Origin of the sequence: Streptomyces sp. 549 (genome assembly GCF_030124175.1) — a bacterium.
Taxonomy (GTDB): Bacteria; Actinomycetota; Actinomycetes; order Streptomycetales; family Streptomycetaceae; genus Streptomyces.
The window spans coordinates 129,638-144,139 of record NZ_JASKMT010000003.1; the positions used below are offsets into that span (position 1 = coordinate 129,638).

Consider the following 14,502-nt stretch of genomic DNA (forward strand, 5'->3'; position numbering starts at 1 on the left):
ACGACCTACGCAGGTCAGGCCGCCGGGAAACCATCCCGGCCGACACCGGCCACGAACGCCGCCCAGGCGGACGAGCCGAACACCAACGCATCCCCCTCCGGCACCTTGGAGTCCCGCACGGGCACCACGCCGGGGAACCCGTCAGCGACCTCCAGGCACTCGCCCCCGTTGTTCCCGCTGTAACTGGACTTCCGCCAAGCTCCCTCAGGGACACGTATGAGGTCGGTCATGAGTGACATTCCTTCAGGACGGAGTCGATCAACGGTGCTGTCTCGTCCGGAGCCAGCGCCGTCGCCTTGAGCAGATCATAGGCTTCGGACGCCTCCCTGACCTCCTCGCGATCGGCCAAAACGTAGCCCCGGGGAAAGCCGTCCACATGGACCACGTCCGCCCCCTCCTCGAATGACAGGAGCCCGAACGGGCTGCTCCAGCCGTGATAGGGCCGACCCCGTTCCGCGATGATCTGTACGACATGCGGGGGCGTCCGGGCGACCTCCCGAAGCCGCAGCAACTGCGCGACCATCACGTCAGCGTCCCCAACGGTTCGACGAAGCACGCCCTCGTCAAGGATCAGCCAGAGCCGGGGCGGTTCCGGCCGCTGGAGGATGTGCTGCCGTTCCATTCGCGCCGTGACCAGGTCGTCGAGATTGGTCGGGCGGCCCGTGCGCAGCACAGCCCGCGCGTACGCGGCCGTCTGCACGATCCCCGGCACCAGTTGCGGATGGAACATGTTGATGGCCGTAGCCGACAGTTCAAGCTCGACGTACTCCCGGAACCAGGGCGGGAACGCATACCGCATGGCGAGCGGCCACAGCCGCGCGAACCGGCCACCCGCGCCGGGGAACACCCGGTCGCAGGACTCGGCGAACTCCCGATGCGGCACTCGCTGTCCAGCCTCGATCTTCGCCACCAGCGAGTAGCCGCAGTTCGCCGCCTTACCCAACTCCGCCCGGGAAAGCCCCAACCGCTCGCGCTCCAACCGGACCTCCGACCCGAAGTGGGCAAGCGCCGAAGCAGCCGGGTCATTCGGTGCGATCTGGTCTCGTTCCACTCGCATGGGCGCCTGTACTCCCCCTTGGACAGTCGTGCTTGTCCAGCCTTCTCCCCTTCCCGAGCATAGAAGCACAGGGCGACGCTTGATGTACGGAAAGTGAAACCGACTCCGAGGTGCACCATGACGTCTCCCCCACCGGAAGCCCCCGACCTGCGACGCGTAGCAGACGCAGCCCTGCTCGGCCTCACCCCCGCCCTCGCCACCCGAGACCTGGAATGGCTGACACCACCGACGCCGCCACGCCACCCCGTCACCTTCACCGCCCCGGACGCGCTGACCGCCGACGACTGGCACCGCGTCCTCACCGGCCTGCGCCACCGGGTCCGCCAGTGATCGCCGCACGGTCGGCTGGCGAAGCCGCCCTCGCCGCTGACCAGTTGCGCGCTGCCCTGACCGCAGCAGGCATCCGGGTCACCGGGACGGGAGTCGATCCGCTGGTGTGGGACTCCCTCGCAGACGGGCCGATCCGCCTCGTCGAACTCGGCAGCGCCCACCCGTCGGACGTGCACCGACTCGCCGCCATCATCCTCGCGGGGGCGGGCACATGACCGACCGTTGGGGCCTGGAGATCGTGCGCGACGCCGCACGCGACGAGGTGGGCGTCATCGTCGTCCACGGCCCGGTCCACGTCGTCCTGCGCCCCATCGGCGGTGGACCCCACTGGCAGGCCGCACTCACCGACATCGGACCCGTCACCCGCCCCGAACTCCTCCGCGCCAAGGTCCGCGACCTGAACCAGCGCAGCACCAGAGGGCGTCCCTGACAGCGGCAGGCCGTTCCTCACCCGGCCCACGCCTTCACAGCCAACACAGCTGATGCTGTTGACCCGGCCGGACCGGAACGGAGTGGAAGGCGTCGGCGTTGGCAGGAACGGAGCCGCCGCCGCGCGGTGGCGGCAGGAGCCGACTTCCGAAACCGGGCTGACCTGCCAATGGCAGGGACATAGCGGTAACCGGAAGTAACGTCGGCCCACACGGTCCGGGTGGCATGCCAGAAGCTCAGACCTTGCTCAAATTCATGTCTCATAAACGTACTTGCCGCTTAGGATGTGCAACGCGCCGTGTCTCGGCGCGGCTTTCGGCTCCTGACCAGAGCCGGCGCCGTCACCACGGCGGCCCACGCCGCCGCAACTCAGACGGGGTTCGATCTTGCGCACGTCCAGTCGACCATCAGATCGGTACGGATTCCTGGGGGTAATATCCGCGCTTTCCGCCGCCGCACTTCTCGTACCTGCCGCTCCATCCTGGGCACACTCGCCCTCCCACGGGGGAGCGGCGAGTGCGAATGAAGCTGCCGCCGTGGTCGAGAGGACAACAGGCACCGAGGATGTGACGTCAGTTACTCCAACCGCACATGGTGCTGCCAGCGCAGTGACACGGACCAGCGAACGCAGCGTCACTGTCACCATGCCATCGAGCGCAGATGGCCATATCGACGCCGAGTCCGATGGCCGTGATTCGGTCAAGATCAGTTTGGAAGGCGCGAGCAAGAACTCCCCAGCGAAACCCTCGACCACCGGCACTGTCTTGTACGAGGACGCCGTCGTGGCTACAGATCTGTAGGCACAAGCAACCTCCGATGGCGGCGTGCGCACGCTCGTCACTCTCAAGAACCCCTCAGCCCCCAGCGAGTACCGGTTTCGCGTCGAACCTCAACCTGGTGTCGGACTGGTCGAGGACGGAGCCGGTGGATTCCTACTGGCCCGCGACCCCCAGGACGGCGTCGGCGAGGTAGTGGGCGCGCTGGAGGCCCCCTGGGCGAAAGACGCCAACGGCCGCCCCGTCCCCACCAGCTACCGGCTGGAAGGGAACACCGTCATTCAGACGGTCGAGACCTCCCGCGACACGGCGTTCCCAGTGGTGGCGGATCCCAAGATCACCTTCGGAGCCGGAATCTACTTCAACGCCTGGGGAGCCGAGTGGAAGGCATACACCATCGCGGCAGGAAGCGTCGCATACTTTGCCAATGTCGCGGGTTGTGCCTTTACTGACAAGGTCCCCCACCTGGTCCTCAAGAGGGCTGCAACGGTGATTTGCTCTGCGGTGGGTTACAAGACCCTGAAGGACTGGGGCACCTTCCTTCGCACTACGATCAAGGACAAGAAGCTGATCGGGGGAGCTTGTTATCAAACCAGGCTCACCCCGAAGAACAGTAAGCTCACTAAGGTCAGTGCGGGAAACTGTAAGTAGATTCGACTCATTCACCGCTCGCCCATTGCACCGAGAACAAGCGTCAGGACCCTTTATGGAAACGCCACCATTGAAAAGGCCTTGGTGGGGATGGGCGACCGTCTTCCTCCTTGCTTTGGTCGCTGCTGTACTGCTTGATCTCGGGTGGTACTGGGCTGCAGTGATCGGGGTCGGTGCCACGGCGGTATTCGAGTACGCCTGGAACTGGTACGCCTCCAAGCGTATGACTGAAGAGCGAAAGCAAGGCCCCCATTTCGGGTGAGCGCTGCTCGGTCCTACCGCTGTGACACAGAGGCGGCTCACCTGTCGCGGCAAGGCTCGGCGGGATCGCCTCGTCAGGCCTTGCCGCTCCCGGCCGTGCCGGCCTTTGCGACATCGGGCGATACCGAGGTGCGTAGCCCGTGCGCCTGAGATCGAGGCGTCGTCCCCAGCCCCACCGTGTGAATCGGGTCGGCAGTCACCGCCTGGCCGCTTCAGGACGCCCCGAGAGCGGTAGTCAGGCCGAGTGCACGGACCGCAGGCGCGCCCAGTGGGCCGTTCGGGTCATCGGGCGTGCGGCATGCCCTCGGACGGTGCAATCAGGGACTGTGAGGACGAGGGCTGGTGGACTGATGGCTCACCACTTCCTACTCCTTCAGGAGCAGAACATGATGCGTATCCGCACCACTGCCGCCGCTGCCGCCCTGGCCGCCGCTGGTCTGTTCGCCGGTGCCGGCGCCGCTGCCGCCTGCGATGGTCCCGGCCACGGCCACCACGGCCCCAGCCACGGCTACACCCCGGCGCAGGTGCTGGCCGCTGACTGCAACTCGCACACCTCCCAGAAGGGCGACTTCAGCTCGTCCTTCACCGGCAACGTCTGCATCAACTTCTGATCGGTTGACGGCTCGCCCGCCCCGGAGCACAACCGCTCCGGGGCGGGCTTCGGCGTCCCAGGGAACCCCTCCCGCATGCCACCCACCCGTCGACTTGGGGATGCGAGGATGGACGTTGGAAGGGGTGGCGGCGGCATGGACGACGGCAGGAGCAGCGGCGGGCAGACGCGGCACGGGTCGGTGGTGGCGGTGGCCAGGGACGGTGAGCACCACTTCAGCAAGCAGCCGCAGCCGGGTGTGCGGCTGCTGGCCGGGCTCGGGGTCGAGGGGGACGCGCACCTCGAGGTGACCGTGCAGCACCGCTCCCGCGTCGCGCAGGATCCCGACCAGCCGAACCTTCGCCAAGTGCACTTCATCCAGGAAGAGTTGTTCGCCGAGCTGGCCTCGGCCGGGCACACCGTCCGCCCCGGGGACCTCGGCGAGAACGTGACCACGCGCGGTGTCGACCTGCTGGCCCTGCCCACCGGCACGCTGCTGCACCTCGGCGCGGAGGCCGTGGTCGAGCTGACCGGGCTGCGCAACCCCTGCCGTCAGATCGACGGATTCCAGGACGGCCTGCTGCGTCAGGTCGTCGGCCGTGACGCCGACGGCACGCTGGTGCGGAAGGCCGGCGTCATGGGCGTCGTGCGGCACGGCGGCGAGGTGCGGCCCGGTGACCCGCTCACCGCACGGCTGCCCGGCGGCGAGCACCTGCCGCTGCGAAGGGTCTGAGCGGCGCCGCAAAGGCGCCGGGCCCGACCGGGAGCTGGGGGACGAGCCCCCGCATACTGGACGGTATGAAGCTCAGCCGTCCCGTTTCCTGGTTCCTGCTCGCCTTCGGAGTGTGGTCATGGTTCATCTGGGTCACGTTTGTCAAAAACTTGTGGAACGACGCCAGCGGGCTCGCATTCGACGAGGCGGGTGACCCCACCGGGTACTTTTGGGTCCACCTGCTGCTCGCGATCACCTCGTTCGTCCTGGGGACGGTGATCGGCGTCATCGGCCTGCGCGGTCTTCGCGCGCTGAGGCGCACGGAGAGTCGTTCCTGAGCCGGCGGGCGTTGTCGAGTCGACGTCCCGGCGGGGCGGGAAGGTCCAGTCATGGCCGTATTCATCGTGGTCCTCCTGTCGATCCTGAGCGTCTTCACCGCGGCGCACTACTACCTGTGGCGGCGCCTGGTGCGGGACGTGTCCGCGCCCCGCACCTGGTACCGGCGGGTCGGCACGGTGCTGATCGTCGCGCTGCCGGTGGTGATGATCGCCGCCCAGCTCACGGGCCGGACCGGGACGCCGTTCGTGGTCCAGCAGATCCTGGCGTGGCCGGGCTTCATGTGGTTCGCGCTGCTGGTGTACCTGCTGCTGGCCCTGCTGGTCCTGGAACCGCTGCGGCCCCTGGCCCGGCGGTTGCTGGAGCGGCGTGCGGTGCGGGCGACGGACGAGGTGGCGGCGATGGCAGCCGGGTCCGCCGGGTCGGTGAAGGACGCGGACGCCGAGGAGGTGCCGGCCGGTGTGGGCGCCGCCCACCGGCGGGCCGGATCGGCCGCCGACGGATCGGCCACGGCGGGTGACGCCCCGGCCACCACTCCGGGGCACGCCAGCGGCGACAGTGACGCGGTGGACGGTGACACGGCGGCGGGCGCGACGGAAACCACGGGCACGACGGAGACCACGGGCACCACAGCCGCCGCAGGCACCTCAGGCGACGCGGGCGCCCAGGCTGCGCCTGGCTCGGACGCGGGCGGGCAGTCGCGGCGGCTGTTCCTGTCCCGGGCCGCCGCCGTCACCGCGGGCGCGGTCGCCGCGGGCACGGTCGGCTACGGCACGTGGGGCATGCTCGGCGCCGGACCGAAGCTGAAGCGGGTACGGGTGCCGCTGGCGAAGCTGCCGCGTGCGGCGGACGGCTACCGCATCGCGGTGGTCAGCGACATCCACCTGGGCCCGATCCTCGGACGGTCGCACACCCAGCGCATCGTCGACCTGATCAACAGCACCAACGCCGACGCGATCGCCGTCGTCGGTGACCTGGTGGACGGCTCGGTGGAGCACCTCGGCGGCGCCGCCGCACCCCTGGCGCAGCTGTCGGCGCGGGACGGCTCGTACTTCGTCACCGGCAACCACGAGTACTTCGCGGGCGCCGAGGAGTGGGTGGACCACGTCCGCGAGCTGGGCCTGCGGCCGATGGCGAACGAGCGGACCGAGCTGCGCCACTTCGACCTGGCCGGGGTCAACGACGTGGCGGGTGAGGACTACGGCGACGGGCCCGACCTGGAGGCCGCCCTCGGCGACCGCGACGCCTCGCGTGCGTCGGTGCTGCTCGCCCACCAGCCGGTGGTCATCCACGACGCGGCCCGTATGGGCGTGGACCTCCAGCTGTCCGGGCACACCCACGGCGGCCAGATGTGGCCGGGCAACATCCTCGCCGACCTGGCCAACCCGACCCTCGCCGGGCTGGAGAGCTACGGCGACACGCAGCTCTACGTCACCCGGGGCGCCGGGGCCTGGGGGCCGCCGGTGCGGGTCGGCGCCGAGGCGGACATCACCGTCGTGGAGCTGGCCTCCAGGCAGGCCTGAGCCACCTCCCGGGCGTCCACCGGGTCCGTTTCCCGGCCCCCGGCCTGGGCCTGCTGCCGGGCGGCGGGCGTTCCGGGCACGTCCGGGTCGGCACCCGCCGCGTCCGCTGCGGGCAGCCGGACGGTGACGGCGAGCCCGGCGCCGGGTGCGGTGGTCACCGAGACCTCGCCGCCCAGTGCGTCCGCCCCGGCCCGGACGATGGCCATGCCCAGGCCGCTGCCCTCGGTGGCGCCGGTGCGGAAGAAGCGGTCGAAGATGCGCTCGGCGTCCCGCGGGTCCATGCCGGGGCCGTCGTCGGCGACGCGCAGCACCACCTGCTCCCCGGACCGGGCCACATGCAGCCGCACCGCGGCCTCCGGCGGTGTGTGCACCCGCACGTTGGCCAGCAGGTTCGCCACCACCTGGCGCAGCACCGGCTCGTCCGCCAGCACCAGGCCGTCCCCGGCGGCCGGGCCACCCGCCTCACCCGCCCCCTCACCGGCACCCTCACCGGCGTCCACAACCGCCGGGACGGCCAGGCTGACCGGTCCCTCACCACCCCCCGGCAGGTCGAGTTCGACCGGTCGGCCGGGCTGCTGCGCGGACAGGTCGGCGGCGGCCTCCCGGACGAGGGCGGGCAGGTCCACCGGACGCGGGCGCAGCTGCGGGCCCTGGTCGATCCGGGCCAGTGCGAGCAGTTCGTCGACGAGCCGCGCCATGCGCTCGGTCTCGGCCGTCATCCGCGACAGGGCGCGCCGCTGCTCGGCGGGCTCGGTGATCATGCCGCGCTCGTACAGCTGGAGGTATCCGCGGATGGCCGACAGCGGGGTGCGCAGCTCGTGCGAGGCGTCCGCGACGAACCGGCGCAGCTGCTCGGCGGCGTGCTCGCGGGTGAGGAAGGCCGCCTCCACCTGGTGCAGCATGGCGTTGAGTGCCGTCCGCAGCTGCTCGACCTCGCAGACCGCCTTGCCCTCCCGGCCGGCTACCCGCCGCGACAGGCTGGAGCCGTCGGGTGAGCCCTCGGCGATGGCCGAGGCCGTCTCCACCATGTCCTCCAGCGGGCGCAGCCGCCTACGGGAGCCGTGGAAGGTGGCGAAGCCGAGGCCTGTGATCAGCAGGATGCCGGCGACGAGTTCCAGCTTGACGACCTTGCGCACGACGGCGTGCACGGACTGGGTGGAGGTCGCCATCAGCACCAGTTCGCCGTCCGCCAGGCGCACGGCGGTCGCCCGGTAGTGCACGCCGCCCGCCTCCACGTCGTGCGGTTCGTCCGAGGCGAGCAGGGCGCGGGGGTCGTCGACGGCGTCGGCCAGCGCCATCTGCGCGTCGTGGGGTTCGCGACCGCGGACGTCGCGGGCGCGGCCCTCGTCGTCAAGCAGCGCGACGACGGTCTGGTGGCCGGTGATGCTGTGCGGATCGGCCGGGCCGTCCGGCCGTCCGAGGTCGGCCACCGCGGCGAGCGCGGCAGCCTGCTCGACGCTGAGCCCGGACCGCTGCACGCTCTCCCGGCCGGCCGTCAGATCGTTGTCGATGTTCGACATCAGGTAGTGCCAGATGCCGCCGACGCTGACGCAGGTCGCGACGACGATGCCCAGCGTGACCATGGCGATCGAGCTGAGCGTGAGCGTGCCGCGCAGCGTGGGCATGCGGGCACCGGCCGGGCAGCGGCCGAACCCGCGGCGCAGGCGGAGGGTGAAGGGGCTGGGGATCATCCCGCCGCCCCCGGCAGGGGCGCGGCGGCGGGCGCGTGCAGGCCGTAGCCGACACCGCGGCGGGTGCGTATCAACGGCGGGCCGAGCGGGGCTAGTTTGCGCCGCAGATAGCTGATGTAGGTCTCGACGACGGTGGACTCCACACTGTGCTCGAAGCGCCACACGTGCCGCAGCAGCTGCTCCTTGGGCACGATCCGGTCGGCGTGCCTCACGAGGTGCCGCAGCAGGGCGAACTCGGTCGGGGTGAGGTCGGCGGACCGCTCGCCGCGCCGCACGGTGTACGTGGCCTCGTCCAGCTCCAGGTCGCCGTGGGTGAGCACCGGCGGGCGAGGGGCGGGTGCCGCGTCCGGCTCGGGGGCGGCGGGGCGGATGCGGCGCAGCACCGCGCGCAGCCGGGCCACCACCTCGTCCACGTTGAACGGCTTGGTGATGTAGTCGTCGCCGCCGAGGGTGAGGCCCTGCACGACCTCGGCAGGGGCGTCCCTGGCGGTGAGGAACACCACCGCCAGGTCGGTGCGCTCCGCCCGCAGCACCCGGCACACCTGCCGCCCGTCGCCGTCCGGCAGGGCGATGTCCAGCAGCACGGCGTCCGGGTGGTGCTGCCGGGCGGCGGCGACCGCGGCGTGCACGCCGCCGGCGAGGACCACGTCGAACCCGTGGAAGCGCAGGGTGATGCCCAGCACGTCGGCGATGCTCGGCTCGTCCTCGACGACCAGGACCGTCGCGTTCCTGCCGCGGCCCGGAGCGCTGTCGAGGCTGCTGCGAGCACTGCCGTGGCCGGTGCGAGCGCTGCCGTGGCTGCTGCCGGGGGCGGAGTTCATGGACCCAGTATCTGGCTGAAGCACCGGGATTACTCCACAGAACCCTTGGAGCTTCCTGTGATTCCGGGCCGCCGTTCCCTGGCGGGTGGCCGGACGACGCACTGTGTTGCCTGCCCGGAAAGCCCGTCCGCGTACCGTGCGGACGACGTGCGGGGAGGTCCGCCGGCGCCCGGCAGGGGCGGCTGCGCGGACCGGAAGACATCAGGGGAGATGGGGAAGCATGGCGGCATTGGCACGTTGGTGCCTGCGGCATCGATGGGTGGTGATCGGCCTCTGGCTGGTCACGCTGCTCGGTACGGGGACGGGGGCCGCGGTCGCGGGCAGCTCGTACGCGGCGGTGTTCAGCAGCCCGGGCAGCGAGTCGAGCAAGGCGATCGAGCGCATGCAGGAGGCGTTCCCGGACCAGGCCGGCGACACCAGCAGTGTGGTGTGGCGGGTCGCGGACGGTTCGGTGCGCGACCCGGAGGTTCGGGAGCGCATGACCGAGGTGCTGGACGGCATCGGCGGCATGCCGGACGTCGGCCGGGTGGTCAGCCCGTACAGCGAGGAGGGCGCCGCGCAGGTCAGCGAGGACGGCACCATCGCATACGCGCAGGTGACGTTCACCGAGCAGGCGTTCGAACTGAAGCCGGCCAACACCGAGGCGCTGATCGAGCACGCCCGGGAGGCGGCCACCGACGACCTGGACGTCGCGCTGGGCGGCATGGCGATCGAGCAGACCCAGAATCCGGCCGCAGGGCTGGCCGAGGCGGTGGCCATCGTCGCCGCCGCGATCGTGCTGTTCGTGGCGTTCGGCTCGCTGTTCGCGATGCTGCTGCCGCTGCTCAACGCCGGGTTCGCGGTGGGCACCGGCGTCGCCGTGACGATCCTGCTCACCCACGTGTGGGACCTGCCGGACGTGGCGACGCTGCTGGGTTCGCTGATCGGCCTGGGCGTCGGCATCGACTACGCGCTGTTCATCGTCACGCGGCACCGCAAGGGCCTGCGCATGGGCCTGGACCCGCACGAGTCGGCGGTGCGCGCGATGAACACCTCGGGGCGGGCGGTGCTGTTCGCCGGCGGCACGGTGTGCGTGGCGCTGCTGGCGATGTTCACCCTGCGCCTGCAGTTCATGGACGGCATAGCCATCGCCACCACGCTGACCGTGGTGCTGAGCGTCATCGCCGCGGCGACACTGCTGCCCGCCATGTTCGGCGTGCTGGGCCTGCGGGTGCTCAGCCGCAAGGAGCGGCAGCGGCTGGCCGAGGACGGCCCGGTCGACGACGAGACCGCGTCGGGGCTGGCGATCCGCTGGTCGGGCGTGGTGCAGCGGCGCCCGAAGCTGCTGGTGGTGGTGTCGATGGTGGTCATGCTGGTTCTGTCCATCCCGGTGCTGTCGCTGCGGCTGGGTGCCAACGACCAGGGCAACCAGCTGGAGTCGCAGACCACGCGGCAGGCGTACGACATGCTGGCGGACGGGTTCGGGCCGGGCTTCAACGGTCCGCTGCAACTGGTCGGCGAGACGCCGGGGGCGGCGGAACGCAAGGCCCTCGCGGACGCCACCGAGGAGATATCCCAGCTGCCGGGTGTGGTGGTGGCCTTCCCGGCCACGCCGCCGGACGCCGACGTCTCGGTGGTGCAGGTCGTGCCGACCACCTCCCCGCAGGCCGAGGAGACCGACGAGCTGATCGACTCGCTTCGGGAGCGCTTCGCGGACGGCGAGGTGACGGTGTACATCGGCGGTGGCACCGCCATGCAGAAGGACTTCGCCACGCTCATCGGAGACCGGCTGCCGGGCTTCATCCTGCTGATAATCGGCCTGGGCGCGCTGCTGCTGATGCTGGCGTTCCGCAGCATCGTGGTGCCGCTGACGGCGGCCGTGATGAACCTGATCGCCGCCGCGGCGTCGTTCGGCGCGCTGGTGGCGATCTTCCAGTGGGGCTGGGGTATCGAGCTGCTGAACATGGGCAAGGAGGGCCCGATCCTGGCCTTCCTGCCGGTGATCATGCTGCCGCTGCTGTTCGGCCTGTCCATGGACTACCAGGTGTTCCTGGTCAGCCGCATGCACGAGGTGTGGGTGCACACCGGCGACAACGCCCGCGCGGTGCGCGCCGGACTCGCCGACACCAGCCGGGTCATCAACTGCGCCGCGCTCATCATGATCTGCGTGTTCGCGTCGTTCATCCTCAGCGGCAGCCGGGAGGCCGGCATGGCCGGCATGGGCCTGGCGATCGCGGTGGCCCTGGACGCGTTCGTGCTGCGCACCCTGCTCGTCCCGGCCGCCATGCACCTGCTGGGCCGTTCCAACTGGTGGCTGCCGCAGTGGCTGGACCGCCGCATGCCGCACCTGTCGGTGGACCCGCCGGACGAGCCGCTGCCGCAGGACGCGGCTCAACACGCCTTCGGTGGCGCGGGCATTGACGGCGGTGGCGGTTCGGGGCAGAACCGGGTGCCGGTGCTGGTCGGTGCGGAACCCGGCCGGGAGGGCGACGCGGGAGCCGCGTCGAGTGGCGCCGCCACCGCGTCGAGCAGCGGCACGTCGGCCGCGGGCGGCCGGAAGGGCTCCTCGGCGGCGGACCCGGGCGGCCCGGTGATCCGCGGCACCGTCCGGGACGCCCTGGGCGTGCCGCTCCCCCGCGCGGCGCTCACCCTGCTCGCCTCGGACGGCCGGCAGGTGGCCAAGGTCCGCTCGGCGGAGGACGGCGGCTACTCGGTGTCCGCCCCGGGCAGCGGCTCCTACGTGCTGGTCGCCACCTCCCCGTCGCTGGGCGCCCGTCGTGAGGACGTGCTGCTGGGCGACGGCCCGGTGGACCTGGACCTGCACATCGAGGTCCCGGGCACGGGCGGCTGAGCGCCGGCCGGTGAACGAACGGCCGGCAAGCGCCGGCCGATGGACCGGAACGACCACGGCGGTACCCCGTTCGCACGGGTGCCGCCGTGGCGCTCGACCGCAGGGCAAGGTGAAGGGACGTCGGAGAAGGGGGAGTTCGGGTGGCCGCACACTGGATGGACAACACCTGGGGTGACCTCTTCCTCGTGGGGGGTGGACTCGTCATCACGCTGTCGCACACCGACCCCGTGTGGAAAGCGATCACGGCGGTGTTCACCGCCGCCTGGGTGGTCATCGCAGTCCACCGCGTGGTGCAGGCACGCAGGAAGCGGGAGGACGGCACCGTCCTCAGCGAGTGAGGCCGAGGGCGGCGAGCACGCCGTCACTCAGCCGAACGTGGTTGTCCGGGCCGGGCACGGCCCGGCCGCCGTCCACGCCGTAGGCGCCCTGCACGCTGTTGACCAGGGTGAACCGGCCGTCGTGCTGGCGCTCCAGCAGGAACACGTACGGCCGACCGGGCCTGAGGTCCGCCGTCTCGGGGCCGCTGCCGGGGGTGGTGTAGGAGACCTCCAGACCGCCGGCGGGCGCCCGGCCCTTTGCCTCGGCCAGCACCTCGGCGTCGGCGACCGTGAGCCGTGCTCCGTCCGTGCCCTCCGCCCGGCCCGGGCCGAGGCGGGCGGTGACGATCAGGTCGGCGGACTCCTCCAGATCGGCCGTGGTCGCGTGGTACGGCTCGTCGGCGACGATGCCGCCTCCGCCGTCGGCGCCGTTGAGCAACAGCACGCCCACCGCCACCAGTCCCGCCGCGGCCACAGCGGCCACGACGACCACCGGCCCGCCCCACCGGCGCCGCAGCGGCGGTGACGCCGGCTCTGCGGCCATGGTCTCGGCCGGGCCCGGGCCGACCAGTTTCGCGAGCCGGTCGGCCGCGTCGGCCGACAGGCGGCTGTCCGGCACGGGGGGAACGGGATTCGCTCCTGCCACCAACGTCCTCACTGACTTCATGCCGACTCCTCGGGGGCGGTGTGGAGGTCGCGGAACGCCCTGCGTGCGCGGTGCAGCCGCACCCACACGGCCGGTGCCGTGCAGCCGAGCACCGCCCCCGCCTCCGCCGCGCCGAGACCGTCCCAGTAGGTCAGCAGCAGCACCTCGCGGTGTCTCCCGGGCAGCCGTTCCAGGGCGTCGAGCACCGCGGAGTCGGCCGGGCCGGCCGGGGCGCGGCCCAGCTCGTCGGCGACCCGCCGGTGCAACTCGCCCAGCCGGGCGGCGGCCCGGTGGTGGTTCCGCAGCAGGTTGCGGGCGGTCACGAACAACCAGCCCGGCGAAAGTTCGCCGCCGCCGAGGGTGTGCTCCCAGGCGATCCGGAAGGTCTCGGCGGTCACCTCCTCCGCCGTGCCGCGCTCGCCCGTGCGGCGGTGCACGAACGCGAGCAGCCGCGGCTGCTCGCGCCGGTACACGACGGTGAACCGTGCGGCGCGCTCCCGGTCCCTGGCCGTCTGCTGGGTTTCCACACGCTGTGTATGTCCCGGCGCCGCCGGTTCCTTACCCCCCGAGGTGGACGCGTAGGGAATGCGGCGGGAAACCGCCCGAAACCTCGGACCGCGCGGGCCGGGGATCAGTTGCCGGGGCCGGCCGGGTCCTCGTGCTGCGGGCTCTGGCCGGCGACCCGGTCGGTCATGTCGGCGGTGTCGTCGGCGGGCGGCGCCTCGACGTCCACCTCGGTGCCGAAGTCGGACAGTTCGAGCACCGTGCTGATGCTGCCGCCCTTGCCCGACTCGCCGCCGGCGCCGGGTACCGTCACGTCCACCTGCTGACGGCGAAGCCGTCCCTCGTCGTCGAGCCAGACCTCCATCGGCACCGACTCACCCAGCTGGCGCGTCAGTTGGCGCTCGGCTCCAGCGTCGCCGCCGGCAAGCCTGCGCACGTCGACCTCGACCCGGTAGTGCGTGGTGTTGACGCCCGTCACCTTCTCGGTGCCGAGTTCCTTGACGCCCTGGTCGGACAGCGCCTTCAGGTAGTCCAGGGACTCCGCCGGGTTGGGCGCCACGTTGCCGCTGTCGCCGTTCTGCTTCTGGAGCTTCTCCAGGTCGATCTTCATCCAGCTCCTGCCGTCGGGCAGTCCGGCGTCCTGGCCCTCCGGCGGCTTCTGGTAGAGCACCTTGTCGACGACCCGCTGCTCCATCTGCTGGCCGTCGGCACCGATCTTCATGGAGCTGGTGCCGTCCTGGAGGTTGATGACCCCCTCACCCTCGACGGTCTGCTTCTGCCCCTCCATGTCGATCTCGACGGTGAGCGCCAGCGCGGCCGTCCCGGCCTCCCGCGTCTTCTTGTCGGCGGCCGTCACCGCCTGGTTCGAGCCCTGCTCGCCGGGAGCCGACGACTCGGGGGCCTCCCGGCCTCCCTCGGCCTCGCCGCCCTCGTCCGCGGCGCCGCCGCATCCGGCCAGCAGCGCGCAGGAGACCACGCCGGCCACGACCGCCGTTCCGATCCGGATTCCTCGTGCCGAACGCCGCACCG

17 protein-coding genes are annotated in these 14,502 nt (G+C 71.4%); 10 read left to right on the forward strand and 7 right to left on the reverse strand.

Translation table 11 applies throughout. The features are described 5' to 3' along the window. Positions 1 to 14 precede the first annotated feature (14 nt). Together QNO07_RS04710 and QNO07_RS04715 are read right to left on the reverse strand one after the other, a co-directional pair. Positions 15 to 230: a DUF397 domain-containing protein gene (locus QNO07_RS04710; protein WP_283990205.1), complete on the reverse strand. Its 216-nt coding sequence runs from the start codon at positions 228 to 230 to the stop codon at positions 15 to 17. Beyond that, complete coding sequence (locus QNO07_RS04715) at positions 227 to 1,057, reverse strand: helix-turn-helix domain-containing protein (RefSeq protein WP_283990207.1); 831 nt, start codon at positions 1,055 to 1,057, stop codon at positions 227 to 229. Before QNO07_RS04715 ends, QNO07_RS04710 begins: the two co-directional genes overlap by 4 nt. 117 nt (positions 1,058 to 1,174) lie before the next feature. On the opposite strand from QNO07_RS04715, the gene QNO07_RS04720 reads away from it, so the two are divergent. The 8 genes from QNO07_RS04720 (at position 1,175) to QNO07_RS04755 (ending at position 6,664) form a co-directional block, all read left to right on the forward strand. Continuing rightward, a complete protein-coding gene (locus QNO07_RS04720) occupies positions 1,175 to 1,387 on the forward strand; it encodes a hypothetical protein (protein WP_283990209.1) in 213 nt (70 codons plus the stop codon). Beyond that, the gene (locus tag QNO07_RS04725; protein ID WP_283990210.1) at positions 1,384 to 1,602 is read left to right on the forward strand and encodes a hypothetical protein; all 219 of its coding nucleotides are present in this window, start codon (positions 1,384 to 1,386) and stop codon (positions 1,600 to 1,602) included. Before QNO07_RS04720 ends, QNO07_RS04725 begins: the two co-directional genes overlap by 4 nt. Continuing rightward, complete coding sequence (locus QNO07_RS04730; RefSeq protein ID WP_283990211.1) at positions 1,599 to 1,817, forward strand: hypothetical protein; 219 nt, start codon at positions 1,599 to 1,601, stop codon at positions 1,815 to 1,817. Before QNO07_RS04725 ends, QNO07_RS04730 begins: the two co-directional genes overlap by 4 nt. Before the next feature lie 823 nt (positions 1,818 to 2,640). Next, positions 2,641 to 3,243 carry a hypothetical protein gene (locus tag QNO07_RS04735; protein ID WP_283990213.1) on the forward strand — a complete coding sequence of 201 codons (603 nt, stop codon included), beginning with the start codon at positions 2,641 to 2,643 and terminating at the stop codon, positions 3,241 to 3,243. Positions 3,244 to 3,854: 611 nt separating this feature from the next. Continuing rightward, positions 3,855 to 4,115 carry a hypothetical protein gene (locus tag QNO07_RS04740; RefSeq protein ID WP_283990215.1) on the forward strand — a complete coding sequence of 87 codons (261 nt, stop codon included), beginning with the start codon at positions 3,855 to 3,857 and terminating at the stop codon, positions 4,113 to 4,115. 135 nt (positions 4,116 to 4,250) lie between these two features. Further along, on the forward strand, positions 4,251 to 4,826 hold the full coding sequence (locus tag QNO07_RS04745; protein WP_283990513.1) for an MOSC domain-containing protein: 576 nt from the start codon (positions 4,251 to 4,253) through the stop codon (positions 4,824 to 4,826). Between the two features lie 65 nt (positions 4,827 to 4,891). Beyond that, positions 4,892 to 5,143 carry an SCO4848 family membrane protein gene (locus QNO07_RS04750; RefSeq protein WP_283990216.1) on the forward strand — a complete coding sequence of 84 codons (252 nt, stop codon included), beginning with the start codon at positions 4,892 to 4,894 and terminating at the stop codon, positions 5,141 to 5,143. A gap of 51 nt (positions 5,144 to 5,194) precedes the next feature. Next, positions 5,195 to 6,664 carry a metallophosphoesterase gene (locus QNO07_RS04755; RefSeq protein WP_283990218.1) on the forward strand — a complete coding sequence of 490 codons (1,470 nt, stop codon included), beginning with the start codon at positions 5,195 to 5,197 and terminating at the stop codon, positions 6,662 to 6,664. Here QNO07_RS04755 and QNO07_RS04760 read toward each other — a convergent pair. Together QNO07_RS04760 and QNO07_RS04765 are read right to left on the reverse strand one after the other, a co-directional pair. Beyond that, the gene (locus QNO07_RS04760; RefSeq protein WP_349636804.1) at positions 6,568 to 8,355 is read right to left on the reverse strand and encodes a sensor histidine kinase; all 1,788 of its coding nucleotides are present in this window, start codon (positions 8,353 to 8,355) and stop codon (positions 6,568 to 6,570) included. The genes QNO07_RS04755 and QNO07_RS04760 overlap by 97 nt on opposite strands. Continuing rightward, on the reverse strand, positions 8,352 to 9,176 hold the full coding sequence (locus QNO07_RS04765) for a response regulator transcription factor (RefSeq protein ID WP_283990219.1): 825 nt from the start codon (positions 9,174 to 9,176) through the stop codon (positions 8,352 to 8,354). The genes QNO07_RS04760 and QNO07_RS04765 overlap by 4 nt, the downstream gene beginning before the upstream one ends. Before the next feature lie 220 nt (positions 9,177 to 9,396). On the opposite strand from QNO07_RS04765, the gene QNO07_RS04770 reads away from it, so the two are divergent. Both QNO07_RS04770 and QNO07_RS04775 read left to right on the forward strand, forming a co-directional pair. Continuing rightward, positions 9,397 to 12,006, forward strand: coding sequence for an MMPL family transporter (locus QNO07_RS04770; RefSeq protein WP_283990220.1), 2,610 nt, complete (start codon positions 9,397 to 9,399; stop codon positions 12,004 to 12,006). Between the two features lie 140 nt (positions 12,007 to 12,146). Further along, positions 12,147 to 12,344, forward strand: a complete 198-nt coding sequence (locus QNO07_RS04775; RefSeq protein WP_283990221.1) for a hypothetical protein — start codon at positions 12,147 to 12,149, stop codon at positions 12,342 to 12,344. On the opposite strand, the gene QNO07_RS04780 is transcribed toward QNO07_RS04775, so the two are convergent. From QNO07_RS04780 to QNO07_RS04790, 3 genes are all read right to left on the reverse strand, one after another. Further along, complete coding sequence (locus QNO07_RS04780) at positions 12,334 to 12,990, reverse strand: hypothetical protein (protein WP_283990222.1); 657 nt, start codon at positions 12,988 to 12,990, stop codon at positions 12,334 to 12,336. The two genes, QNO07_RS04775 and QNO07_RS04780, sit on opposite strands and share 11 nt — an antisense overlap. Further along, entirely contained in the window at positions 12,987 to 13,496 is a 510-nt protein-coding gene (locus tag QNO07_RS04785; RefSeq protein ID WP_283990223.1) for an RNA polymerase sigma factor, read from the reverse strand. Before QNO07_RS04785 ends, QNO07_RS04780 begins: the two co-directional genes overlap by 4 nt. A 104-nt stretch (positions 13,497 to 13,600) precedes the next feature. After that, on the reverse strand, positions 13,601 to 14,458 hold the full coding sequence (locus tag QNO07_RS04790; RefSeq protein ID WP_283990224.1) for an SCO4651 family lipoprotein: 858 nt from the start codon (positions 14,456 to 14,458) through the stop codon (positions 13,601 to 13,603). Positions 14,459 to 14,502: the final 44 nt, after the last annotated feature.